Here is a 23,510-nt window from a genome sequence, read left to right as displayed (position 1 = left end):
AATCAGTTTTATATTTTAAATTCCGTTAAGTGTAAGTTTTAAGGTCGCTTTCGTATCAATAACAGCAGTGATTCCTGAGGGGTTCATAAAAATAGTGCCCGGCTTAAGGCTGAAAACCTTTCCGCTCATTTTAAGACCTTTATAGTATTCTTTATTAAAAGCTTCCTCTATACTCCTTTTTGATGTGTTTTCCAGATCCTGGGTGGGAATCCCGTATTCATCCTCTATCATTTTTACAATCTTCCCCCGGAACAGTAAAGTAGCTGTTTTCTGTAATATATTTGAAGTCTTTAAATTAAATTTTGTGTTGGAAAGAACAATTTTCTTTTTTGCCTCATCATAAACCGGAATTCCTGAAATGAAAGCTTTCCCGTTAACATATCCTTCCGTCTCCGCTTCAATTATCACCCGGTCATCAACGCCGTAAACCTTTATATCTTTAATTTTTACGGCAGATCCTCTTAAGTCATATTCTTTATTTAGAAACATATTTTGGGCAATATGGGTCGCTTCCGTAAACGGGATATTGGCAGTGGTCTGAATGAGAAACTGATCTGCCACAGCAGGCACTAAAGTAAAGCCAGGAGCAGTTTTTACGGGTAGTGAGGATTCCGGCCTGCTACCTGTAAAAGTCTCGGAATATACATCAATGCCCAGGTTGGTATCGATCTGGTTGCCGTAGAATTTTAACGGGGTCATATGTACGCTGATCGGCGTAACTTTCAGCCACGTATTAAATTCTTCTGAAATAGGAAACGGATTGGAGAAGGCATTCAGGGCCATCACTGCATAGGGTTGAAAATTAAGTTGGGCGGCCATTTGCTGATCTATGGTTTTACAGAATTTTTCCTGTTGCTCTTTTAGGCTTTTTTCAACCAAAGGAGTAATGGGGATATGGATTCTTCCGAAATCCAGAGTCGGTTTGGCAACCCATCTGAAGCCATTGGGCTTTGTCACCATTGTAACCGTCCAGTTATTTTTAAAATTAAGGGAGGTATTGAAGGACATGACCGTTTCAAAAGTCGTGTTCTGATAGGTATAGATCCCTAAGGTGCCGATGCCTTTTTCTGCCCAGATCTTTAAAGGAACTTCAATCAAAAGGTTCTGACTGGTACCCCCTACAAGCCGTATCGGACGGGTTTTCCAGACCTTTACCTTAAACTGGTCATTATTATTGTCAGTATAAGAATCATCCTGATAAATAAGCTCTTTTACCGAAGCATTAACCATATTTCCGATCTCTGAAAGCGGAATTGTCACCGGCATGGTGATACTGGATTTCACTTTTGGGAAATTGTAGGAACCGGACGGGCTGCCTGCCGTTGTCTGCCCATACATATGTACAAACGTTGTCAGAAATAATAGGATTAGGATTCTCAATGGGTTCATTTAAAAAACAAAAGTAAGCAATAGTTAATTTTCGGGCTTAAAACTTTTTTCCAGCTCAATGCTGGCGCCTTGCATTTCGCCCTTCATCGGAGGAGCGGTTTTGGTGATCTTTACTTTAATATAATCAATCTGAGAAAATTTTTCATGAATTTTAGAAATAATTCTTCCTGCCACATGTTCCAGCAGTTTAGATTTGATCTTCATTTCATAATGGATGATTTCATTAATGTCTGCATAACTTATTGTATCAGAAAGATCGTCGGATGCTGCGGCTTTCCATAAATCGGTGTGAAGTTCCGCATTCAGAATATAATAGGTGCCAATACTGTTTTCTTCCGGAAGGACACCGTGATAGGCGTATATTTTCACATTTTCGAGAAATATTTTGCTCATGAACTTAATATATGTAACAAAAGTAATATATTTAAATAAGTCAAACAAAAATTAATTAATTATGAAAAACCTAAAAAAATTAAGCAGGGAAAATTTAAAAATAATCAGCGGGGGCGTAGTATATGCATGCCGGCAAGATTCGGATTGCGGAGTTTATGGTTGTGCATTTTGCAAGATGTTCAGTAACCAAAGCATATGTATGTATAAAAACGATCCGATTTGCTTTCCTGAGATTCAGAATGCATGAATTCACTATAACAAGAAATAATTTATAATAAGTATTGTGGCATATAGTAAAAGTGATATATTTAATAGGTCAAATCAAAAAATTAAATCAATATGAAAAATCTGAAAAAATTAAAGAGAGAATATCTGGGGCAAATAAACGGTGCAGCGCTTAGCTGTAACGGCTGTCCTGCAGGAGGATATGGACCGGGAGGGACATCCAATGGTTTTGACCATTCCTGTGAAGATTATAACGTGTTGCCCAGCCGCTGTAAAAACTGTGTCTTTGTAAGCAGCCTTTGTGTTGACTCTGTTCCACAATAGTTTTTTTATGTCCAAAAAAAAGATAATCATATGAAAGAAAACCTGAAAAAAATCAAAAGAGAAAAACTAAAGGAAATAAATGGAGGGGCTACCTGTAATTATGTATGTCCGCCCGGACCATACGGACCAGGATTTCCAAAATCATGTCAGGATTACGATGCACTTCCTGCATGCTGTAAACCAAAGGTTTTATTGAGTTACGAATGTTCGCCTGATTAGAAAGTGAATATCCTTAAAAACTAAAGAGGCAGATTGCTTTAAATAATAACATGAGAAAGGCTATCCTCAACAGATAGCCTTTCATTTATTTTATGCTTTTCGAAAGATTGAGCATCGCTTCGATCGGTTTCAGAGCTCTCAGCCTTAATTCTTCGTCGATAAGAATTTCCGGAAGTTCATACTTCATACATAAGTACAGTTTTTCCATCGTATTGCGCTTCATATAGAAACATTCCGAACAATTACAGCTTTCGTCAAAAACCAAAGCCGGAATCAATTCTTTATGGGGGGCACGTTTTCTCATTTCGTGCAGGATTCCCTCTTCGGTTGCGATAATAAATTTCTGGCAGTCATCCTGTTCCACGAAATTCAGCAGGGCAGAGGTAGAACCGATAAAATGGGCCAGTTTTAAAACGGCTTCTTCACTTTCAGGGTGTGCAATTAACTTGGCGTCCGGGTTATCAGCTAATTGTTTCGCAATTCTTTCCATGGAGAATGCTTCATGCACGATGCAGCTTCCGTCCCAAAGGATCATATCGCGTCCGGTTTTCTGTGACAGGTACCTTCCTAGGTTTTTATCTGGAGCAAAAATAATCGGGCGGTCTTTAGGAAGAGCTTCGATAACCGTTTCAGCATTTGAGCTGGTGACGATGATGTCACTTTCAGCTTTGGTTTCAGCATTACAGTTGATGTATGTTGCAATCAGGGCATTCGGGTGCTGTTCACGCATTTTCCTCAGGCCTTCGCCCGAACATCCGTCAGCCAGGGAACATCCTGCCATTGTATCAGGAAGGACTACTTTTTTAGTCGGATTCAGGATCTTTGCCGCTTCTGCCATAAAATGTACGCCGCAGAACACAATCATATCCGCATCGGTATCCTTCGCCTGTCTGGCCAGCTGAAGCGAATCTCCCAGGAAATCAGCAATATCCTGGATCTCGCCGGGTTGGTAATAATGCGCTAAAATCACTGCGTTTTTTTCTTCTTTCAGCTGAAGAATGGCTTTTACCAATTCTTCCCCTTCAGGAATGATTAGATCTTTTATATCCAGGAATCCCCTTACAGGAATTGCAGATTTCGCTTTTTCTAATGTTTCGGTACTCATATCAACCCCAATTTTACAATTAGAAATTAGAAGTTAGAAGTTAGAAATTAGAATTTTGACGTTATTGTATTAAACCTCAAGCTTCCGACTTGCAACATCCAGCCTTTAACTTTCTATAAATTTTTTTATTAAACTTTCTATTTCTTGTTTGGCTTCGTTCAGATCCGTATTGATGACGATTTTATCAAATTCCTTTGCATGAGACATTTCTTCTTCTGCCTTTTCGACGCGGATCCTGATGGTTTCCGCATCATCCGTATTCCTTAAGATCAATCTCCGTTCCAGTTCTTCAACCGAAGGCGGTTCAATGAAAACCGACATCGCCTTATCCCCGAAATACTTTTTTAAAGAGATTCCGCCTTTGACATCCACATCGAAAATTACCACTTTCCCCTGTTCCCAGATTTTTTCAACTTCGGATTTTAATGTTCCGTAATACTTATCGGCATAAACTTCCTCGAATTCCACGAATGCCTCCTCAGTGATTTTCTGCCTGAATTCGTCAGGGGTCAGAAAATGATAGTCTACTGTATGCTGTTCGTTGCCCCTCGGTTGTCTTGTTGTACACGAAATGGAAAACTGAAGCTCACTGAATACTTCCAGAGCATGCTTTACTAGGGTCGTTTTACCGCTTCCGGACGGCGCTGAAAATATGATAACTTTATCCATGCAGATTAAAGATTTTTAGATTGAAGAGATGGGAATTCAGTCTAATATCTCCAATCTATAGGTCTATGTCTATAATACGTTTAATGTCTGTTCTTTAATTTTTTCAAGGTCATCCTTCATCACCACCACCAGTTTCTGGATTTCGGCGTGATTGGCTTTTGATCCTAAGGTATTGATTTCTCTTCCGATTTCCTGAGAAATAAACCCGAGTTTTTTTCCGTTGAAATCTTCATTGTCCATAACTTCCTTGTAATATTTCAGATGCTGGGCAAGCCTTACTTTCTCTTCTGAAATATCCAGTTTTTCGGTAAAATAAGCCATTTCCTGATAAAAACGGGTTTCATCAACATTTTCAAATTCTTTCAGTGACTTTTGATAACGTTCTTTCACGCTCTGGATTCTGACTTCTTCAAAAGGAATGACCGCACCAAGATATTTTTCAATATTCTGGAGGTTCCTTTTCAGTTCCTCATGCAGGATTTTTCCTTCTGTCTTTCTGAATTCTTCAAAACGGTTTACCGCAGCATGAACGATTTTTGCCAGCGCTTCCCATTCCCCTTCCGACAATTCATCTGGTCTTGACGTGATGGCATCCGGAAGTCGTACCGCCATTTTCAGGTATTCGAAATCCGGGGCGTCTGATGCAATGCTCCGAAGTTCATTGATATAGGAGTCAATCAAGCTTTTATTGATCTTTACATCATTGGTTTCCTCAAGATTCTCTATGTTGACATAGCAGTCCACTTTTCCGCGGATGATTCTGTCGTTAAGAATTTTTCTGATCTCGAATTCTTTTTCTTTATAGCGTAAAGGTATTTTAATATTTAAATCAAAACTCTTAGAGTTCAGTGATTTGATATCGATGGTAATCTTTTTCCCTTCAAAAACATCCTCGGCCCTGCCGAATCCGGTCATTGATAAAATCATAGTTTTCTATTGTTATACAAAGATAAACATTTAAGTCTATAGTGCGATAAGATGAAATTTCAACATTCTCTTTTCTGATGATTCAGTTTTAATTTATTCTGGACCGTTAAATTTTAATTAAGAGGATAACAATATTAAGATAAGCTTTACCTTTGGCAAAATGCTTGAAAATCAGATGGATCTTCTCAATGAATCTTTACAATGTAAATATTATTAACGGTTCACGTTAAACTTTATGTGCTTTTGTGGTTGAAAATTAAAAATTCAAATACGCTCAATTTCGTAAATTAGCGCAGTGAAAAAGAAAAATTTGATTTCTGTTGTCGGACCCACCGGAATAGGGAAAACACGGCTGGCCATTGACCTGGCCAACTATTTTAGTACGGAGATTGTTTCCTGCGACTCCCGGCAGTTTTTTAAAGGGATGGAAATCGGTACTGCAGCACCTTCAGTAGAGGAACTGGCAGAAGCGCCACATCATTTCATCGGCCATCTTTCGATTCAGGAATATTATTCGATAGGGCAGTATGAAGAAGATGCCTTGCGGAAACTCAATGAACTTTTTAAAAAATATAATACTGTTATTTTGGTTGGAGGAAGCATGATGTATGAAAAAGCGGTCATTGAAGGTCTGAATGATTTGCCGGAAGCTGACGAGGACAACCAGAAAAAGTTACAGGAAATTCTCGAAAATGAAGGCATAGAAAAACTTCAGGAATTGCTGAAGGAGCTCGATCCCGAATATTTTGAAGCGGTGGATATCCACAATCATAGGAGGCTTTTGCGGGCGATTGACGTAATCTGGCAGACGGATAAAAAATATTCCGAACAGATTGCGGTTTCGCAGGATTCCCGGGAGTTCAACGTCATACGGATCGGAATCGAAGCACCGAGAGAAGAATTGTACAACCGGATCAATAGGAGAGTGGATATAATGATGGAGAAAGGTTTGCTGGATGAAGCAAAAAATCTTGAACCGTTTAAAGACCTGACGGCACTGAAAACAGTGGGCTACGTTGAGTTGTTCAAATATTTTGAAGGAGAATGGGACTTGGATTTTGCCGTTTCCGAGATTAAGAAAAACAGCCGGAGGTATGCAAAACGTCAATTGACCTGGTATCGGAAGGCGGATGATATTCATTATTTGCAGTTGGGATATTCTGAAGAGGATTTTAAGGGTTTAATTAAATATATCAATGAAGAAACTTTAAAATAACTGTAAGTTTTTTAGCGCAAAGATGTATTTTTAATCCTGGATATTTTTAAAGGAGTAAAGAATTGAATCCATTTTATTGATTCTTACAAAACTGTCTTTATCAATAGCTTTGTCGTTTTTCTTTGCTGAATGAATAATAATTTTTTATGTCAAAACTTTGCGTTAGAATAAGTTTCCCTTTTTTATTATTCCGTAGAAATCCGATGGTGATTTTCTAACAAATACAGCTTAAGTTCCACGCTCCACTGCATTTCACTCTGAATGACAATGCGGACGGTTATCTGAATAAGTTTTTAGTGTTAAAATAAAAAAATGCGATCCCGGAAGACCGCACTTCATTAACAATATAATTAAATTAACTACTTCCAGCCGCCGCCTAAAGCCCGGTACAAATCTACAATGCTGCTGAGCCTCTGCCTTTTTACGGACGCAAGATTCAGTTCGGCCTGAAGAGAATTCCCCTGAGCGGTAATCACTTCCAAGTAATTTGCCATGCCACCTTTATACAGCATTTCGGCACTTTTAATTCCGTTTTTTAAGGTAGCTACCTGTTCGTTGGCTTTTTGTTCCTGAACTTTCAAACTTTCATTGGATACCAAGGCATCAGAAACTTCACCCACTGCATTCAGAACCGACTGACGGAATGCCAATACATTTTTCTCCCTTTGGATTTTGGCCACATTCAGATCCGTTTTCAATTGTCTTTTCTGAAAAATAGGCTGCGTCAGACCTCCTAAAACAGAACCGAACAGAGATGCCGGAATCTGGAACCAGTTATCGATTTTAAATGAATTGACGCCGCCGTTGGCTGTAATTCTCAGAGCCGGATACATGCTGGCCTGGGCAATCCCGACTGCTGCATTGGATTCCAGCAATACCAGTTCCTGCTGGCGGACATCGGGACGGCGGCTCACCATGGCTGCCGGAAGCCCAGCAGAAATATCCTGTGGCAAAGAAGTATCGGACATTTCGATAGTCCTGTCTACTTTATTGGGATTTTCGCCCACCAGAATGCTCAATGCATTTTCTTCAATGGCAATATTCTGTTCCAGTTGGGTGATCAGAAGTTCTGTCGACTGTTTTTGTGCAGTGGCCTGCTGAACCCCCAGCGAAGTCGTGTCACCGCTCTGCCACATTTTCTCAGTAATCGATAAGGTATTTGTGCTCAGTTCCAAATTGGATTTTGCAATCTGTAACTGTTTGTCCAGCATCAGTAAATTGTAATATCCCTGGGCGATGGCTGCCACCACCTGGGTCTGGATGGCTTTTGTCGCTTCATACGTCTGCAGGTACTGCATCCTTGACATTTCCTGCTGGTTTTTTATTTTACCCCAGATATCCGCTTCCCAAGAAAGGTTGAATGCAGCATTGTAATCTTCCACATGGTTCTGTCCTAAAAATAAATTTAAGCTCTGCCCGTTCATGCTGTTTTTCGAAGGTCTTGAAATCTGTGCGGAAACTCCGAAACCGACATCCGGATACTGAAGGTATTTTGCCTGTTTCAGTTTTTCCTGTGATGAAGCAACCTGTTTTAAAGCAATCTGCAGGTCGTAATTGTTCTTAATCCCTTTTTCGATTAAATTTTGTAAAATCGGATCGCTGAAAAACTGTTTCCATTCCAGGCTGGCAACACTCGCGGTATCGGCAGTTGCGGTATACCGGAACTGTTCCGGAAGTACCGGTTCCGGTTCTTTGAATGCCAGTTTTGACACACAGGAGACCGAACCTAAAGCCAGTGAAAATGCGATGATGATATTTTTAATTTTTTTCATAGGTAGATATTTATTTTTTTTAAAGGTCATGGGCAATCGCGATATCTTCATTAGGTTTACTTTTTTCAAACCAAATCGATTTCATAATTTTTTAATATGACTTTTAATGGATTACAAAACTTTGAGAAAGTTGTTTAGCAGATAAGTCTTTAACAGCTAACATCGCTTGCTTAACTATTTTTAATTTTTTAACGCAAAGTTTTATTTTAATTCTTGATATTTTTAGGGAGTAAAGTTTTAATCAATTTTAAATTAATGGTTAGAAGCTGATCATTATTACTCTGCTTCATCTGCGACTTGTCGCTTTTCTTTGCTTCCTTTAATACACAGGATGTTTCTTAATTCTTTGCATTTAAAATCCTACTTAATTTTCTCAGAGTTTTGTAAATCACTTTATATTAATGGGCAGTTGGCAAAAGTTCGGCTTCCAGTTTTTGTTTCTGAAGTCTTTTCTTTTTTCTGCTCGGCATTTTTTCATGTAAATGTTGGAAGATGACAAACATTACCGGAATGATGAAGATTCCGAAGACAACGCCTGTGAACATTCCTCCCACCGTACTGATTCCGATAGAGTGGTTACCCTTTGCGGCTGCCCCCTGGGACCACACCAAAGGAAGCATTCCCACGATAAAGGCAAACGACGTCATCAGAATCGGTCTTAAACGTAATCTTGAAGCCTGAAGTGCAGATTCGATCAATGATTTTCCCGCTTTCCTTCTCTGGACGGCAAATTCTACAATCAGGATGGCATTTTTCGCCAGCAATCCGACGAGCATGATCAATCCGACCTGAACATAAATATTGTTGTCGATTCCGGCTAATCCCGTGAAGGCGAATACTCCGAAAATACCTGTCGGTATCGTCAAGATAACGGCAAACGGAAGGATGTAACTTTCATATTGCGCTGCCAGCAGGAAATACACAAACAGGATACTTAATGCGAAGATGAAAGTGGTTTGTCCTCCTGTTTTGATTTCCTCACGGGTAATCCCGGTCCATTCATACCCGAAACCTCTCGGCAGTGATTTCTCAGCAGTTTCTTCCACTGCTTTAATTGCATCTCCGGTACTGTAGCCTGGCTTAGGGGTTCCGTTGATGGTAACTGCATTGAACAAGTTGTTTCTGGTCACTGTTTCAGGGCCGAAAGTCCTTTTTAAGGTTACCAGTGTTTTTACCGGAACCATTTCGCCTGATTTATTTTTAACATAAATTCCTTCCAGGGAATTCGCATCGGTACGGTAAGGAATATCTGCCTGCGCCATTACTCTGTAATATTTCCCGAATCTGTTGAAATCCGATACGAAACTGCTTCCGTAGTAAATCTGCATGGTCTGCATCAGTTCCGTGATGGAAACGCCCAGTTGATTAGCTTTATCAGAATCCACATCAATGGTATACTGCGGATTCCCGGCTGCGTAGGTGGTAAAGGCAAATGCAATTTCTGGGCGTTTCATCAGTTCTCCGATAAATGCCTGGGTGGTGGTTCCCAATTGCTCAAAAGAACCGTTGTTTTTATCCTGAAGCATAAATTCGAAACCGGAAACGTTACCGAATCCCTGCACCGTAGGGAAGTTGAAGAAGAAGGCATTGGCATCCTTCACCTGCGCTACTTTTCCTGTTAATGCGGCTGCAATCTGATCCGGATCTTTCATTTCGCCGCGGTCTTCGTAATCTTTCAGTTTAATGAAACCTGCCGCATATGGAGAAGCATTGGAATTACTGATGAAGTTCATTCCGTCGGCTACCCAAAGGTGGTTTTTTGCTTTTTCACCGTTGATGATTTTATCAATCTGTTCCGTTGCTTTATGCGTTCTTTCCAGTGAGCTTCCCGGAGGCGTATTCACCGCATATAAAACGAAACCCTGGTCTTCTGTCGGAATAAATCCTGACGGCGCTTTATTGATTAAGAAAACACTTGCCGCAATCAGAACGGCCAGACCACCGATCGCAACCCATTTATTTTTGATTAAAAATTTAAGGCTGTAGATGTATTTTCTGGTCATATTATTGAAGCTTGCATTGAATGCGTTGAAAAATCTTGCTCCAAAACCTGTTTTTTTATCGTGTTCTCCGTGAGGATCATTTAAAAACATGGCACATAAAGCCGGACTTAATGTCAAGGCATTAACGGCAGAGATCATAATCGCAATGACCAGGGTAAAGGCAAACTGCCTGTAGAAAACCCCCGCCGGGCCCTGCATGAAACCTACCGGGATAAATACGGCACACATCACTAAGGTAATGGAAATAATCGCACCGGAAATTTCACTCATCGAGTGCACCGTGGCCTGTTCCACTGGCATTCCCGTATGCTCCATTTTGGAATGGACCGCTTCCACCACCACAATCGCGTCATCCACCACAATACCGATGGCGAGAACTAATGCAAACAAGGTCAGCATATTAATACTGAATCCAAACAGCTGAAGGAAGAAGAACGTACCGATAATCGCTACCGGAACGGCAATCGCAGGAATTAAGGTCGACCTGAAATCCTGGAGGAAAATATACACCACAAGAAATACAAGCACAAATGCAATCACCAATGTTTCAACTACCTGATGGATCGACGCATCCAGGAAATCCTTGGAATTGTACATGATGATCGGCTCAACCCCTTTAGGTAAATTCGTTTTAAGCTCATCCACCTGGCTTTCAATCTCCGTTAAAATTTCATTAGCGTTGGAACCTGCCGTCTGAAGGATGGCAAATCCGGCAACAGGTTTGCCGTCCACCCTGTTGGCTGCGGTGTAGGTATAGGAACCGAATTCTACCCTTGCCACATCTTTAAGCCTTAAGAATGAACCGTCGCTGTTCGATTTGATGGCAATATTTTCGTAGTCTTCGTTTTTGTTTAATTTACCTTTATACTTTAGAATATATTCATATGTTTCCTTGCTTCCCTGTCCGAGACGTCCCGGAGCGGCTTCCAAGTTGTGGTCTTTCACAGCATTTAATACTTCCTGAGGAGAAAGGTTGTTGGCAGCCAGTCGGTCCGGCTTCAGCCAGAGTCTCATGGAATAGTCCCTCGTTCCGAAAACCTGTGCCTGGGCAACTCCCGGAATCCGCTGGATCTGAGGAATAACGTTAATTTTTAAATAATTCTGAAGGAAAAGTTCGTCGTATTGCTTAGGGTCATCACTTGACAATCCCATAAACATAATCATACTGTTCTGAACTTTCTGCGTCGAAATCCCTGCCTGGACAACTTCCTGTGGGAGCTGGCTCATGGCCTTTGATACACGGTTCTGAACGTTTACGGCTGCATTATCTGCATCGGATCCCTGTTTGAAAAATACGCTCAGGGTCATGGTTCCGTCATTACTGGAGTTTGAGGTCATGTAAGTCATGTTCTCAACACCGTTTACGGCTTCTTCAATCGGAGTGGCTACCGAACGGGCTACCACTTCTGCATTTGCTCCCGGGTAAAAAGCCGTCACCTGGACACTCGGCGGTGCAATATCCGGAAAGAGGGCAATGGGTAAATTAAAGAGGGATAAGGCCCCCAATAATAAGAGTATAATGGAAATAACCGTTGAAAGTACCGGTCTTTCTATAAATTGTTTTAACATAAGAAGTTTATTTTTTAATGTTGCTTAAACTTTTAGCTTAAATTTTAAACACTTAAGTTTCTTGTGGCTTTTAAATGGAATTATAAAATTTACCTGGATGAAAATCAAAGATTTTCAAAAACCTATGTGTTCTTATTAAGCAGAATGATGATAACTTAATCCAACAAAGTGTTTAAAAACCTTTGAGGAAAATGAATTTAAGTTTAAACAGTTACAACGGTTTAGCTCTCAGCAGGCTGTCAGAAGAAATAAGTTTAGCTTTGATGGAAGCACCGTCTTTTAAGCCGCCCAATCCTACATACACGATTTTTTCTCCCGGCTGTAAACCTTCAGAAATAAAGTAATAGCTTTCCGTTTTCCCTGAAATTTTGATAGGCCTGCTGGTTACTTTCTGATCTTTTCCAACCACATACACGTACGTTTTATCCTGAATTTCAAATGTAGATTCCTGTGGAACAACCAATGCATGGGAAAATAGCTGAGGCATACGGACGCGTCCTGTGTTTCCGGTTCTCAAGGTCCCGTTGGTATTCGGGAAAACTGCACGGACACTGATGGCGCCTGTGGTTTTATCAAACTGTCCGTCAACAATGGTCATTTTGCCTTTTTGGGGATAAGTGCTGTTGTCTGCGATTACCAGTTCTACCATCGGCATATCTTTCAGTTTCTCTTCTAAAGTGGCGCCCTGATATTTGTTCTGAAAGGCAATAAAATCAAGCTCGCTTAAAGAAAAGTAGGCGTAAATTTCGCTGATGTCTGAAAGTAAAGTCAGTGGATTAGGGTCTGTTCTTGAAATCAGGCTTCCTTTCTTGTAAGGGATTCTTCCGATGTATCCGCTTACCGGGGCGGTGATGGTTGTAAACCCAACATTGATCCTGGCTCCGCCGACAGACGCTTTTGCCTGTGAAGCGGCGGCCACTACGGCTGCATAATTGGCTTTTGCTGTTCTCAGCTGTACATCGGAGACCACCTTTGCCGCAACCAGAGGCTGTAGCCTGTCGACTTCAACTTTTGCTTTCTGGATGTTGGCATTGGCAACCTGTAAATTCGCCTGTGCCATATTCATCTGCTCGCCGTAGGCCCTTGAGTCTATTTTGAATAAAGGCTGGCCGGCCCTTACATACGCCCCTTCTTCCACATAGATCCGGTCCAGATAACCGTCTACCTGGGATCTGATTTCCACATTGCTTTTTCCTTCCAAAGCGGTTGGGAATTCCTGATAAGTGGTTGCCGGAGACGTAGTCACAGTGTATACGGGAAGTTCGGGAGCAGGAGGCGCCATATTTGATCCTTCGGCGGCCTTGGTGCAGTTTTGTAAAAGGATCATACTTGAGATCAGTAGGATAAACCTTATTTTTCCGGATATTTTCATTTTGAGTTTAAGTTTTTAATGAAGTAAATTGAAGTGTTAAATTAGATAATGACGTTTTTAATTAACGTAACGTTAATTTTACTAACAGTGTTAATTTTAAATTAAAAAATTGAGTATAATATTAATCAGATTGTTGTTTTCATAATTGAGGGGTATTTAAATTTTAGAGTATAAAGAAATGGCTAAATTGTAAGTTAAATTTTCTAATAGGGTTTAGGTATGCGGTCAAAATGATAATTAAGTTAATTGAACGTTATATTTCCTAACAGTGTTAATTTTAAGTTCAAAAAAAATTTATAAAGATTTAATGAAAGCAGAAACGGTTTCATCTAGTGTTGTCTTGTTCATTGTTGACGGAATATCGTCATTACGCATCATCATAATGGAGATTAAACCATGCACTGCTGAAAACAACGCATGAGAAGAGTGGCAGGCATTATCAGGATTTGAACCTTTCTTTTTGATAATTTCATACGTACAGTCATACAGCATATCCTGAAACGAAGAGAATTCCTCTTTCATCATTCCTTTTCCGCTGCACTGCATCCCCAGGCCGAACATCAGCTGATAATATTCTTTATTATTAAAAGCAAATTTCCAGTAACCATCTACAATAGCCACAAGCTGGTCTTCCGGGCTGTCATGTTTTTTCTGGGCTTTCAGCAATTCGATATGCAGCTGGTGGAAACCGTTCAGGGAAATTTCAAACAGGATCGCTTCCTTGTTTTCGAAATAGTCATACACCACGGGAGCACTGTATTCAATGGCATCGGCAATCTTTCTTATCGAAAGTGAAGCCCAGCCCTCAGTTTTGGCCAGCGAAAAGGCCGCATCCAGAATATTGGCACGGATGGATTCTTTTTCTCGCTGACGGCGTTCGTGTAGGCCCATGATATCTTTTACTAACAGTGTTAGCAAAACTACAAACTTTTAAGTATAACTTCCAAACCAATTTTGATATTTAACATTTAACGGAAGTTTATAAAGTCTCAGACCGGCTATTAATAAAAGAAATTTCTATCTTTGTACATAAATAAAAAAGTTATGAATACGCCCTCAAAGATGATCGATTTAGGTACGAAAGCGCCGTTTTTTGAACTTCCCAACCCGTCAAAAAGCAACGAAATCCAGTCATTGGACGACCTGAAAGGAGAGAAAGGAACTTTGGTGATTTTTATATGCAACCATTGTCCGTTTGTGCTTCATGTGATTGACAAGTTAAATGAGCTGTATGAAGATTATAATGAAAGAGGGATTGAATTTATCGCAATCAACGCTAACGATGTTGAAAAATATCCTGAAGATGCTCCGGAGAAAATGATCGAGTTCCAGATTGAAAGAAATTTTGATTTTCCGTATCTGTATGACGAAAGCCAGGCTATTGCCAAAGCGTACGATGCTGCCTGTACCCCGGATTTCTTTTTCTTTGATGAAAAACTGGATCTGATCTATAGAGGGCAGATGGATGACTCCAGACCGGGGAATCATAAAGACGTAACCGGTGAAGATCTGATCATCGCCTTTGAAAATCTTTTGCTGGGTGAGCCGCAGGAAGAAATTCAGAGACCGAGCATGGGATGCAATATCAAATGGAAATAATCCTTAAATGATAAAAAACAGAAGCCGTCATGAAACTGACGGCTTTTTTATTGATGCAATGAAATGAATTGGTTTTTATTTAAAGAAAGGATTGTACTGTTTCTCAAATCCGATCGTCGTAGGATTTCCGTGTCCTGAAAATACCCTGGTCTCTTCATCCAGGATAAACAGTTTGGTTTTAATTCCTTCTATAAGCTGTTCATAATTCCCTTTATAAAGATCGGTTCTTCCGATGCTGCCTTCAAACAGGACATCACCTGAAATCATGAATTTCTGTTTTTCATTGTGATACACCACGCTTCCCGGAGAATGTCCCGGAACATGGTAGATTCTGAATTGCTCTCCGTCAAGCAGCACTTCGTCACCTTCGCTGATGTATTCGATATCGGCAGTAATATGGTCAAGTGTCATCCCGAACCTCATCCCGCTGATCTGGAACATATCAAGGACTTCCTTGTCATCCCGGTGCATAATAACCGGAACCTGATACGTATCGAAAGCCCATTGCAAACCTAAAACATGGTCAATATGCGCATGGGTAAGGAGGATTTTTTCAATGTGCAGTTCCTTTTCTGTAATGAAATCTTTAAGGGACTGTGTTTCCTTTTCGTTCGCATTTCCCGGATCGATAAGCCATGCCTTTTTGTTATCACTGTAAAGGACGTAGGTGTTTTCGCTTGCAAAATTGAATACGAAAGTCTGTATATGAAGCATATTCTGGATAATTTTTTATGGAAGCAAATGTAACGACAAAATTTTTTGTTCACACAGCCTGGTTGATTTTTTTAGTTTAAATATTTTAATTAATACAGACCGGAAGAGTAAGCTTCAGAAACTTATCTGTCTTTTTATGGTTTAAAATTGATTTTTCGTTATCTTCGTCATAATGAAAACTTTGCGAATACTTTTACTTTCTTTGAGCGGACTGGCTTTCGGGCAGAATATCCAGAGCATCCAGCTGTTCAATCCCCAGACGAATGATGAAACCCCGGTTATTAATTTCAATCAGCAGCTGGTACTGAGCTTTGATGACCTTACCAATGCCAGTGAAATTTACCGGTACACCATCAAGCATTACAACAGAAACTGGGAAGACGACAATCTTTTCTTTACGGAAATTGCCAACGGAAGCATGAATGCCCTGCTGGACAAGTTTCAGTATTCCTTTAATACATTGCAGGCGTATACCCATTACAAGCTGACCTTTCCGAACGAAAAAATACAGCCTAAGATTTCAGGGAATTTTGAGATCATCGTGTATAAAGATTCGGCGGAAAAGCCATTGTTTAAAAAAAGGTTTTACCTGGTGGAGGATGCGGCAACGCTGGCTGTCGGGGTTTCAAGATTTGCCGATGCCAGGAAGCCGGATGCCAACCAGAGGGTAGAAGTAAAAGCTGTTTCAAAAGGAGGCGATCTGTCATCCAATGTCAATTCCATGACGCTGAATGTGATGCAGAACAACAACCCCAATGTCAGGGTAAATAATTTAAAAGCAAGCACAACGATGGGGAACCAACTGCTGTTCCAGCAGATGTCCCTTGTTTTCCCCGGAAATAATGAATTTTATTATTTCGACAATAAAAATATGAACATGGCTGCCGATATGGTGCGCGCTACGGAAGTAAAAGAAGGCATCAACAACACCTATCTTCATCCGGTCTGGGCTTTCCCGCTGAATTACCAGTATCAGCCGGATGTAAACGGAGCCTGGTATTACAGGAGAAATGATTTGGGCAGGGAAAGGGATGCGGAAAGGGAAGCTGATTATTCGTGGGTGTATTTCTCACTGGATTCAGATCCTACCGATAAGGAAATCTATGTGCTGGGAGGTTTTAATGACTTTAAGCCGGGCAAGGAAAACCAGATGCAGTATGATGCGGAAACAAAAAAGTATGTAGCAAAAATCTATTTAAAGCAGGGTTTTTACAATTATATCCTGGCAACAAAAAATCCTGACGGCAGCCTGAACTTCGGCGAGGTAAACGGAAATTTCTGGCAGACGGAAAACCTTTATCAGGCGTTTCTGTATTATGCACCTTTCGGAAGGAATTATGACGGACTGATGGGCTATGGGGAACTGAGAACTCCGGTAAGATAATTTCACCTATATATTTCAAACAAAAAACCTTACAGAAAAGCTCTGTAAGGTTTCAATATAAAATAGTCTGAAAATTTTTAATAATTTATACTTTAAAAATTGCTGTAACCAGCAGATGCTCTTCATCTTCAAAAACATAATGAATGTTCACCGGGAAGGCTCCCATGGTTTTCACCGTCAGTTCTTTTGCCGTGTGATTTTCAGCATATAGGATGATCTCATTGACTGATTTTTTTAAATCTTCCAGAAAGTCAATTCCTTTCTTTTCTTGTTCAGCATTGAAAACCCGCATCAGCAGCCTGATATCGTTTTTTGCAATAGAGGAGAGGAGGATCTTCATCACTAGGCACAGCTCTTCTGAAGCTCGGAAATATTCTCGTGAAAATCTAACTTCGTCATGGGATTTTCATGATGGAACTGAATCCTGTATAACACCTCATCCATTTGGAACTGAGGAATTGCCGGTTGTTTTTTTTCCTCAAAGTTTTCTACCATTCTGGCAAACGCTTCCAGGGTTTCCGGACTGAAGTTCTCGATCTTGGTTTTTAAAATTTCGGCTGTTGCATTCATCATTTTAAAATTTTAAGGTTCCCGCTGTTCTTTTGATGGGGTAAAGGTATGAAAAATATTTATATTTATAATTTTAATTGGAAAATAATAGGGGTATTTGTATTAATTTTTTATTATTTAAAAAATTGATTAGTGGAATGTAGGGGGTTGAGTTAATTTTTTAAATTTATGATATATTCCTTCAGGAAATAAAATATATGTATAAAAAAATAACCTCTGTAAAACAGAGGTTATGTATATTAAACTAGATAAAATTCATTGAGTTTTTCTTCACAAAGCGTTTTCACCACTTCAATCCAACGGTCTTCATCATTGAGGCACGGAATATAATGGAAGTTTTCTCCTCCTGCATCGGTAAACTGGTGTTTCCCTTCAACAGAAATTTCTTCCAGGGTCTCCAGGCAGTCGGAAACGAATGCCGGACAGACCACTGCCAGATTTTTGATTCCTTTTTTAGGAATGGTTTCAAACGTTTCATCCGTGTAGGGTTCGATCCATTTGTCTTTTCCCAGTCTCGACTGAAAAGAAACAATTACTTTTTCTTTGGGTAAATTAAGCTTTTCGATCACCGTTTCAGTGGTTTTGAAACACTGGTGGCGGTAACAGAACTGATGGCTTGGGTTTTGGTCCCGCGTACAGCAGTCATTTAAATTACAGGTTTTGGTAGGATCGGTTTTGTAAATATGCCGTTCCGGAACTCCGTGATAAGAGAACTGCAGCGCATCAAAATTTTCAGGAAGTTTTTCCCTGATGCTTTCCGCAAGGCAGTTGATATAAATCTCACGGTTATAGAAAGGCTGGATATAATTGATTTTTACGTCCGGGAATTTTTCTTTTCTCACTTCTTCCGCCTTTTCAATTACCGTTTCTGTGGTGCTCATCGCATATTGCGGGTACAGCGGAAACAAAACAATTTCAGAAACCCCTTGGTCAACAAGTTTCCGGATTCCGGCTTCTATGCTCGGCTGGGCATACCTCATCCCGATTTCTACGGGAACATCCACCAGCTTCTGCAGCTTTTCCCGGATTTTTTCTGTGATGACAATCAGCGGAGAGCCTTTATCGGTCCAGACCGTCCGGTAAGCGGCAGCCGATTTTGCGGGTCTAGTATTTAAAATAATTCCACGCACCAGAAGCGCACGGAAAATCCATCGGTAGTCGATAACCTTTTCGTCCATCAGGAATTCATCCAGATATTCTTTTACGTCATTAACGGCAGTTGATCTGGGAGATCCCAGATTTACTAATAAAATTCCCTTCATAATTTAGTTAAGGTTTCTCACTCTTTCATCAATAGTCGGACCGTATTTTTTCTTTAAGCGTAAAACATAAAGTTCCAGTGCCAATTGTTTTTCCTCTCCGGCCATTCCCAAAGACTGAATATACTGATCTCCTTTTTTAATGGCTAGTTTTGTGAATAATTTCTGATACTCTTCGTCAGCATCATATATAAATTGTTCTCCTTTTGTTTTCCTGATCTCATCCCGGATCTCTTGATCCAGTTCATAATAGTTATGAAAATAATAGTCAAGAAAAGCGGTATTTTTCCGGTTTAGTTTTTCCAGAACCACGTCCATTTTCTGAATGCTGTCTCTGGCGACACCCATTTCAACAAGGTCGTTGTGAATTCCGTCATTCAGCTGAGGCTCTTTCTTACAGGAAAAAAGGCTTAAGCCCGATAATAAAAGAAGAACTTTTTTCATAAGTCAATTATCCGTTGACAGCTTCCACTCTTTCTACCAGATCGGGAACGAATTGTTTTAAAATATTTTCAATCCCGTTTTTAAGCGTAGCGGTAGAGCTCGGACATCCTGAACAGGCTCCCTGAAGAAGCATTTTGGCGGTTTTGTTTTCCTGGTCATATTCCATTAAAGAGATCTTTCCGCCGTCATTTTCCACTGCCGGGGCAACGTACTCGTTTAAAATATCAGAAATCTTCTGCTCGTCATCTGTATAATCCCTGTTGATAATATTTTCTACCGGGCTTTCGTGTTTCTGGGATTTGATATTGGAAATCTCGCCTCCGTTCTGCAGGTATTCGGCAATCAGTGCACGAACGGTCATCATGATCTGATGCCATTCTACAGAAGGATCCTTTGTTACAGCCACGAAATTATCAGAGATAAAAACTTCCTTTACAAAATCAAATTCTTTAAAAAGAGCCTGTGCCAAAGGAACACCATCTGCCTGCTCTCTTGATTTTACTTCCACAAAGCCTTCAAGAAGCAGTTTATTGGAAACAAACTTCATGACATTAGGATTCGGCGTCATTTCCGAATAGATCTCGTACATTTCTTTTTTCTTCTGAAGGTAAATCCTCGGGTTGGCCAATAATTCATCTTCAATCACATTTTTCAGACTGTCTGCCACATGTTCCCATTCTATCGTATCCTGTTTAGCAACCGCTACAAAATTAGCCGTAATAAAAACTCTTTCCACAAACGGATAGTTGAAAAGCTCCTGGGCCATAGGAATTTCTGAGATATCTGAATTTCTGTCCAGCTCCAAAGATCCCGGGATTAAATTATAATCCGCGACAAATTTCATCACTTTCGGGTTTTCGGTCGGCTCTATAAGTATCGTACGCATTTTTTCTTTAAATTTGAAATACAAAAATACGCAATTAGAAATTAGGAGTCCGAAGATCGAAGTTAGATTTTTGCTATCACTGTCATTTAAGAAGGGTGAAGCGGGATGAATTTTTAAAAAGGCTCCTTCAAATATTCAAAACAAGACTTATGGCACTGATAAAAGAACTTTTAGGAAAAGCACCGCAGATCGGGGAAAATACATTTTTAGCTGAAACAGCAACCATAATCGGGGATGTCACAATGGGGAAAGACTGCAGCATTTGGTATAATGCGGTGATCAGAGGTGATGTTCACTATATAAAAATGGGTAATAAGGTGAATGTCCAGGATAATGCCATGCTGCATTGTACCTATCAGAAACACCCTCTGAATATCGGGAATAATGTATCCATCGGCCATAACGCGATTGTTCACGGCTGTACCATTCACGATAATGTACTGATCGGAATGGGCGCTATTGTAATGGATGACTGCCTGGTTGAGGAAAACTCCATTGTAGGAGCGGGTTCTGTCGTAACCCAGGGCACACACATCAAATCCGGGGAAGTCTGGGGCGGCGTGCCGGCGAAGAAAATCAAAGATATCAATGCGCAGCTGCTTGAAGGGGAAGTGAACAGGGTTGCCGATAATTACGTAAAATATTCTTCATGGTACAAAGAAAATGTAAAACCTGTTGAAAGTTAAATATTGATTTGTAGTCCTTGAAAACATTTAAAATACCGCTTTCTCAACTCGATAAAGCGGTATTTTTATATAATGAAAATTATATGAATCAATTAATATTGAATTACGAAGTAACCAGTTCTGCTTTTCCGTCAACACACTTAATAGACTTAGGAGGCATGATCATCATACAGTCGGACATGATCCCGTATTTCTGATTGAAAGCTTTTACCTTCTCTGTATAATCATTGATTTTGGCAAGAATGGTGGTTTCCATTTTTTTAGGATAGGCAATGTAGAACTGTGGACCGCCGCAGGATTTGGCACCCATCGGTGCAAAATTCCATTCGTTAGCGTCGGTACATTTTTCTTTTGAAATCTCAGATTCGATAGACGTCTTCAGCTGATCCAGCTGTGCTTGGTCATATTTCTGGCTGTTTTCATCAAGAGGTCTTTCCGAAACATCTTTCGGAAGATGGGCATCCATATTTTTTATTGAAGTGCAGGAAGCCATAAAAAGAGCCGTACAAACGGCTAATACAGGGATTTTCATACGATATTTTTTCTCGCGTTACACAGAAGTGTTTTCAAAACGTATGCCAAGGCAAAAATTTACATTTCATTTTCGTATTTTTGAAAACGATGAACAATCATTTTTTTGACTTAATAGAGCACACGAACCGGAGCATATTTTTAACGGGAAAAGCAGGAACGGGAAAAACGACATTCCTGAATGATTTTGTAAAACGGACAAGGAAGAAACACATTGTCATAGCCCCGACGGGAATTGCTGCCATCAATGCTGGAGGCGTTACCATCCATTCGATGTTTGGTCTGCCGCTGCGTACTTTTCTGCCAACTACGGAAAGGATAGATACCAGTATGGCGAATAACATTGCCGATCTTATGCCGCACTTTAAATACCGGAAAGATAAGCTCAAGCTTCTCCGTGAAGTGGAAGTGGTGATTATTGATGAGGTTTCGATGCTGCGGGCCGACGTTCTGGATATGATGGATTTTTCATTACGGTTCATACGAAGGAACAACCAGCGGTTCGGAGGGGTTCAGATGCTTTTCATCGGGGATTTATACCAGCTTCCGCCGGTGGTGCGGGATGAGCATATCTTAAGGATGTATTATAATTCTCCGTTCTTTTTTGACAGCCATGCCATCAAGGAGATCCCGTTGATTACGATTGAGCTGACAAAAGTCTACCGGCAGTCCGATGAAAACTTTTTAGCGATATTGAATGCCATCCGTGACGGCGATGTGGCCAATATCAATTTCGATCACTTAAATGAAAGATACGATCCTGATTTTAATTCAAAGGATGAGCCTTACGTTTATCTGTGTTCACATAATAAGATGGCGGATGATATCAACCAGGAAAAGCTGGATCAGATTAAGGTCAGTGCCAAGACCTATGAAGCCAAGCTCTTCGGTGAGTTCAAGGAAAACCAGTTTCCGAATGAACAGTTCCTGGATTTAAAAATCGGTGCCCAGATTATGTTTATCCGGAATGATATTTCCGGGGAAAAAAGATATTTTAACGGAAAGCTGGGAGAAATTTCTGCTTTGGATGAAAATGAGATCAAAGTAATCCTCGACGGAAGCGAGAAGGAAATCACGGTAAAACGGGAAGTCTGGGAACAGAAAAAATATTTCCTGGATACCGATAAAAATATCAAAGAAGAAGTGCTCGGCAGTTTTGAGCAGTTCCCCATTAAGCTTGCCTGGGCTGTCACCATTCATAAAAGCCAGGGGCTCACATTCGACCGGGTAATTATTGATGCCGGGAAAAGCTTTACGGCAGGCCAGGTGTATGTGGCACTGTCACGTTGCAGGACTTTGGAAGGCATTGTTTTAAAGTCTAAAATAACGCCTGAAGTAATATTCAAAGACAACCGGATTTTAAAATTCCAGGGAGAGACCCATGCCAACGATAATGTGGAATCGATCTTAAATCAGGAAAAATATGATTACAGCATCAGAAAAGTGCTTCGTACCGTAGATTGCCAATGGCTTTTAAAAGAAGTGGAAGACTGGAATAACCTTTCTATTGTTACGAAAAGTATTGATCATCTAAAAACGAAGCAGCTGTATATTCAGTTGAAACCTGAGATTGTAAACCTTGGGAAAATCTTTGAAAAATTAGAAAGGGTCATTTCCCAAAAGGTGAATCTTTTTATTGAGAAGAAAGAAGAATGGTCCGAGATTGAAAATAAATCTAAAGGTGCCGTTAACTTCTTTTTTACCGAGGTAAGGGATAAAGTATTCAGTCCGCTGAAAGAATTTTATGCAGAGATCAAAGGAACGAAAGGCTTAAAGCAGTACAATGAGGAATTCAGGGTATGGCTGGAAGATATTGAAGAATACCTGAACAGTCTAAAGGAAATCCATCTGCTGGAAACCAGGCTTCTGGAAGAAAAAAACGATAAGGAAATCAGTATGAAAATTGCAAAAGTTCCGTCTCAGGTGCTGACTTTTCAACTGTTTGAGCAGGGAAAAACCATTTCTGAAATCGCCTTAGAAAGAGGGTTGGTGAAAGAGACGGTCATCGGCCATCTGGCAAAATTTGCGGAACAGGGCTTACTGGAGATTTCAAGAGTGATTACTTCAGATAAGATCAAAGCATTTGAAGAACTCTTCCATAGCGCTCCTAAAGAGACATTGACGGAATGGAAAAATGCACTGCCCAACGATTTTGAATTTAATGAAATCCGGATTTTAATTAATCATTTTAATTACCAGAAGGAGAAAGGGAAGTAAAAATAAAAGTGGATTCAATTTATTTGAATCCGCTTTT

Annotated in this window: 24 protein-coding genes; 8 read left to right on the top strand and 16 right to left on the bottom strand. The window is 40.2% G+C overall.

The annotated features are described in order from the left end of the window. Positions 1-15: 15 nt before the first annotated feature. Together H561_RS0115755 and folB are read right to left on the bottom strand one after the other, a co-directional pair. Positions 16-1,380, bottom strand: a complete 1,365-nt coding sequence (locus tag H561_RS0115755; protein ID WP_027387893.1) for a DUF4403 family protein — start codon at positions 1,378-1,380, stop codon at positions 16-18. Between the two features lie 33 nt (positions 1,381-1,413). Further along, positions 1,414-1,782, bottom strand: a complete 369-nt coding sequence (folB, locus tag H561_RS0115750; RefSeq protein ID WP_027387892.1) for a dihydroneopterin aldolase — start codon at positions 1,780-1,782, stop codon at positions 1,414-1,416. Positions 1,783-1,843: 61 nt separating this feature from the next. Between folB and H561_RS24565 the strand changes: the two genes are divergently transcribed. The 3 genes from H561_RS24565 to H561_RS0115740 all read left to right on the top strand — a co-directional run bounded on the left by H561_RS24565 (position 1,844) and on the right by H561_RS0115740 (position 2,550). Then, entirely contained in the window at positions 1,844-2,029 is a 186-nt protein-coding gene (locus H561_RS24565; protein ID WP_449384739.1) for a bacteriocin-like protein, read from the top strand. 92 nt (positions 2,030-2,121) lie between these two features. Beyond that, positions 2,122-2,331: a bacteriocin-like protein gene (locus tag H561_RS0115745; RefSeq protein ID WP_027387891.1), complete on the top strand. Its 210-nt coding sequence runs from the start codon at positions 2,122-2,124 to the stop codon at positions 2,329-2,331. A 30-nt stretch (positions 2,332-2,361) separates the two neighbouring features. Continuing rightward, positions 2,362-2,550, top strand: coding sequence for a hypothetical protein (locus H561_RS0115740; RefSeq protein WP_027387890.1), 189 nt, complete (start codon positions 2,362-2,364; stop codon positions 2,548-2,550). Positions 2,551-2,635: 85 nt separating this feature from the next. On the opposite strand, the gene nadA is transcribed toward H561_RS0115740, so the two are convergent. From nadA to H561_RS0115725, 3 genes are all read right to left on the bottom strand, one after another. Next, entirely contained in the window at positions 2,636-3,655 is a 1,020-nt protein-coding gene (gene nadA, locus H561_RS0115735; protein WP_027387889.1) for a quinolinate synthase NadA, read from the bottom strand. Positions 3,656-3,760: 105 nt separating this feature from the next. Then, the gene (gene gmk / locus H561_RS0115730) at positions 3,761-4,324 is read right to left on the bottom strand and encodes a guanylate kinase (protein ID WP_027387888.1); all 564 of its coding nucleotides are present in this window, start codon (positions 4,322-4,324) and stop codon (positions 3,761-3,763) included. 69 nt (positions 4,325-4,393) lie between these two features. Continuing rightward, a complete protein-coding gene (locus H561_RS0115725; protein ID WP_027387887.1) occupies positions 4,394-5,251 on the bottom strand; it encodes a YicC family protein in 858 nt (285 codons plus the stop codon). 295 nt (positions 5,252-5,546) lie between these two features. Between H561_RS0115725 and miaA the strand changes: the two genes are divergently transcribed. Continuing rightward, positions 5,547-6,467: a tRNA (adenosine(37)-N6)-dimethylallyltransferase MiaA gene (gene miaA, locus H561_RS0115720; protein WP_027387886.1), complete on the top strand. Its 921-nt coding sequence runs from the start codon at positions 5,547-5,549 to the stop codon at positions 6,465-6,467. 359 nt (positions 6,468-6,826) lie between these two features. On the opposite strand, the gene H561_RS0115715 is transcribed toward miaA, so the two are convergent. From H561_RS0115715 to H561_RS0115700, 4 genes are all read right to left on the bottom strand, one after another. Further along, a complete protein-coding gene (locus H561_RS0115715) occupies positions 6,827-8,239 on the bottom strand; it encodes an efflux transporter outer membrane subunit (protein WP_027387885.1) in 1,413 nt (470 codons plus the stop codon). Positions 8,240-8,637: 398 nt separating this feature from the next. Next, positions 8,638-11,811 (bottom strand): efflux RND transporter permease subunit, encoded by a 3,174-nt coding sequence (locus H561_RS0115710; protein ID WP_027387884.1) that lies wholly within the window; start codon positions 11,809-11,811, stop codon positions 8,638-8,640. 211 nt (positions 11,812-12,022) lie between these two features. Further along, positions 12,023-13,183 (bottom strand): efflux RND transporter periplasmic adaptor subunit, encoded by a 1,161-nt coding sequence (locus H561_RS0115705; RefSeq protein WP_027387883.1) that lies wholly within the window; start codon positions 13,181-13,183, stop codon positions 12,023-12,025. A 294-nt stretch (positions 13,184-13,477) separates the two neighbouring features. Then, on the bottom strand, positions 13,478-14,101 hold the full coding sequence (locus H561_RS0115700) for a TetR/AcrR family transcriptional regulator (RefSeq protein ID WP_228372290.1): 624 nt from the start codon (positions 14,099-14,101) through the stop codon (positions 13,478-13,480). A gap of 126 nt (positions 14,102-14,227) precedes the next feature. Here H561_RS0115700 and H561_RS0115695 point away from each other — a divergent pair, with 126 nt between their 5' ends. After that, positions 14,228-14,782 (top strand): thioredoxin family protein, encoded by a 555-nt coding sequence (locus H561_RS0115695; RefSeq protein WP_027387881.1) that lies wholly within the window; start codon positions 14,228-14,230, stop codon positions 14,780-14,782. A 75-nt stretch (positions 14,783-14,857) separates the two neighbouring features. On the opposite strand, the gene H561_RS0115690 is transcribed toward H561_RS0115695, so the two are convergent. Then, complete coding sequence (locus H561_RS0115690; protein WP_027387880.1) at positions 14,858-15,496, bottom strand: MBL fold metallo-hydrolase; 639 nt, start codon at positions 15,494-15,496, stop codon at positions 14,858-14,860. A 172-nt stretch (positions 15,497-15,668) separates the two neighbouring features. Here H561_RS0115690 and H561_RS0115685 point away from each other — a divergent pair, with 172 nt between their 5' ends. After that, positions 15,669-16,880 (top strand): type IX secretion system plug protein, encoded by a 1,212-nt coding sequence (locus H561_RS0115685; protein ID WP_027387879.1) that lies wholly within the window; start codon positions 15,669-15,671, stop codon positions 16,878-16,880. Between the two features lie 85 nt (positions 16,881-16,965). Here H561_RS0115685 and H561_RS0115680 read toward each other — a convergent pair whose 3' ends face one another. From H561_RS0115680 to H561_RS0115660, 5 genes are all read right to left on the bottom strand, one after another. Continuing rightward, positions 16,966-17,220 (bottom strand): hypothetical protein, encoded by a 255-nt coding sequence (locus H561_RS0115680; RefSeq protein WP_027387878.1) that lies wholly within the window; start codon positions 17,218-17,220, stop codon positions 16,966-16,968. 2 nt (positions 17,221-17,222) lie between these two features. Then, positions 17,223-17,453, bottom strand: coding sequence for a hypothetical protein (locus tag H561_RS0115675; protein WP_155845812.1), 231 nt, complete (start codon positions 17,451-17,453; stop codon positions 17,223-17,225). Between the two features lie 236 nt (positions 17,454-17,689). Further along, entirely contained in the window at positions 17,690-18,712 is a 1,023-nt protein-coding gene (gene hemH / locus H561_RS0115670; RefSeq protein ID WP_027387876.1) for a ferrochelatase, read from the bottom strand. Between the two features lie 3 nt (positions 18,713-18,715). Then, on the bottom strand, positions 18,716-19,153 hold the full coding sequence (locus H561_RS0115665) for a hypothetical protein (RefSeq protein WP_027387875.1): 438 nt from the start codon (positions 19,151-19,153) through the stop codon (positions 18,716-18,718). A gap of 7 nt (positions 19,154-19,160) precedes the next feature. Beyond that, entirely contained in the window at positions 19,161-20,039 is an 879-nt protein-coding gene (locus H561_RS0115660; RefSeq protein WP_027387874.1) for a NifU family protein, read from the bottom strand. A gap of 149 nt (positions 20,040-20,188) precedes the next feature. Between H561_RS0115660 and H561_RS0115655 the strand changes: the two genes are divergently transcribed. Then, entirely contained in the window at positions 20,189-20,725 is a 537-nt protein-coding gene (locus H561_RS0115655) for a gamma carbonic anhydrase family protein (protein ID WP_027387873.1), read from the top strand. Positions 20,726-20,828: 103 nt separating this feature from the next. Here H561_RS0115655 and H561_RS0115650 read toward each other — a convergent pair whose 3' ends face one another. Next, positions 20,829-21,257 (bottom strand): hypothetical protein, encoded by a 429-nt coding sequence (locus H561_RS0115650; protein ID WP_027387872.1) that lies wholly within the window; start codon positions 21,255-21,257, stop codon positions 20,829-20,831. An 89-nt stretch (positions 21,258-21,346) separates the two neighbouring features. Between H561_RS0115650 and H561_RS0115645 the strand changes: the two genes are divergently transcribed. Beyond that, positions 21,347-23,473, top strand: coding sequence for a helix-turn-helix domain-containing protein (locus H561_RS0115645; RefSeq protein ID WP_027387871.1), 2,127 nt, complete (start codon positions 21,347-21,349; stop codon positions 23,471-23,473). Positions 23,474-23,510: the final 37 nt, after the last annotated feature.

Origin of the sequence: Chryseobacterium gregarium DSM 19109 (assembly GCF_000430845.1) — a bacterium.
Classification (GTDB): Bacteria; Bacteroidota; Bacteroidia; order Flavobacteriales; family Weeksellaceae; genus Chryseobacterium; species Chryseobacterium gregarium.
Note: the sequence above shows the minus strand (reverse complement) of the source record. Positions and strands in the feature narration are given on the sequence as shown.

Coding starts and splice junctions, on each gene's coding strand:
- folB (WP_027387892.1), bottom strand. CDS start 1,782: ATGAGCAAAATATTTCTCGAAAATGTGAAAATATACGCCTATCACGGT.
- H561_RS24565 (WP_449384739.1), top strand. CDS start 1,844: ATGAAAAACCTAAAAAAATTAAGCAGGGAAAATTTAAAAATAATCAGC.
- H561_RS0115745 (WP_027387891.1), top strand. CDS start 2,122: ATGAAAAATCTGAAAAAATTAAAGAGAGAATATCTGGGGCAAATAAAC.
- H561_RS0115740 (WP_027387890.1), top strand. CDS start 2,362: ATGAAAGAAAACCTGAAAAAAATCAAAAGAGAAAAACTAAAGGAAATA.
- nadA (WP_027387889.1), bottom strand. CDS start 3,655: ATGAGTACCGAAACATTAGAAAAAGCGAAATCTGCAATTCCTGTAAGG.
- gmk (WP_027387888.1), bottom strand. CDS start 4,324: ATGGATAAAGTTATCATATTTTCAGCGCCGTCCGGAAGCGGTAAAACG.
- H561_RS0115725 (WP_027387887.1), bottom strand. CDS start 5,251: ATGATTTTATCAATGACCGGATTCGGCAGGGCCGAGGATGTTTTTGAA.
- H561_RS0115715 (WP_027387885.1), bottom strand. CDS start 8,239: ATGAAAAAAATTAAAAATATCATCATCGCATTTTCACTGGCTTTAGGT.
- H561_RS0115710 (WP_027387884.1), bottom strand. CDS start 11,811: ATGTTAAAACAATTTATAGAAAGACCGGTACTTTCAACGGTTATTTCC.
- H561_RS0115705 (WP_027387883.1), bottom strand. CDS start 13,183: ATGAAAATATCCGGAAAAATAAGGTTTATCCTACTGATCTCAAGTATG.
- H561_RS0115695 (WP_027387881.1), top strand. CDS start 14,228: ATGAATACGCCCTCAAAGATGATCGATTTAGGTACGAAAGCGCCGTTT.
- H561_RS0115690 (WP_027387880.1), bottom strand. CDS start 15,496: ATGCTTCATATACAGACTTTCGTATTCAATTTTGCAAGCGAAAACACC.
- H561_RS0115685 (WP_027387879.1), top strand. CDS start 15,669: ATGAAAACTTTGCGAATACTTTTACTTTCTTTGAGCGGACTGGCTTTC.
- H561_RS0115680 (WP_027387878.1), bottom strand. CDS start 17,220: ATGAAGATCCTCCTCTCCTCTATTGCAAAAAACGATATCAGGCTGCTG.
- H561_RS0115675 (WP_155845812.1), bottom strand. CDS start 17,453: ATGATGAATGCAACAGCCGAAATTTTAAAAACCAAGATCGAGAACTTC.
- hemH (WP_027387876.1), bottom strand. CDS start 18,712: ATGAAGGGAATTTTATTAGTAAATCTGGGATCTCCCAGATCAACTGCC.
- H561_RS0115665 (WP_027387875.1), bottom strand. CDS start 19,153: ATGAAAAAAGTTCTTCTTTTATTATCGGGCTTAAGCCTTTTTTCCTGT.
- H561_RS0115660 (WP_027387874.1), bottom strand. CDS start 20,039: ATGCGTACGATACTTATAGAGCCGACCGAAAACCCGAAAGTGATGAAA.
- H561_RS0115655 (WP_027387873.1), top strand. CDS start 20,189: ATGGCACTGATAAAAGAACTTTTAGGAAAAGCACCGCAGATCGGGGAA.
- H561_RS0115650 (WP_027387872.1), bottom strand. CDS start 21,257: ATGAAAATCCCTGTATTAGCCGTTTGTACGGCTCTTTTTATGGCTTCC.
- H561_RS0115645 (WP_027387871.1), top strand. CDS start 21,347: ATGAACAATCATTTTTTTGACTTAATAGAGCACACGAACCGGAGCATA.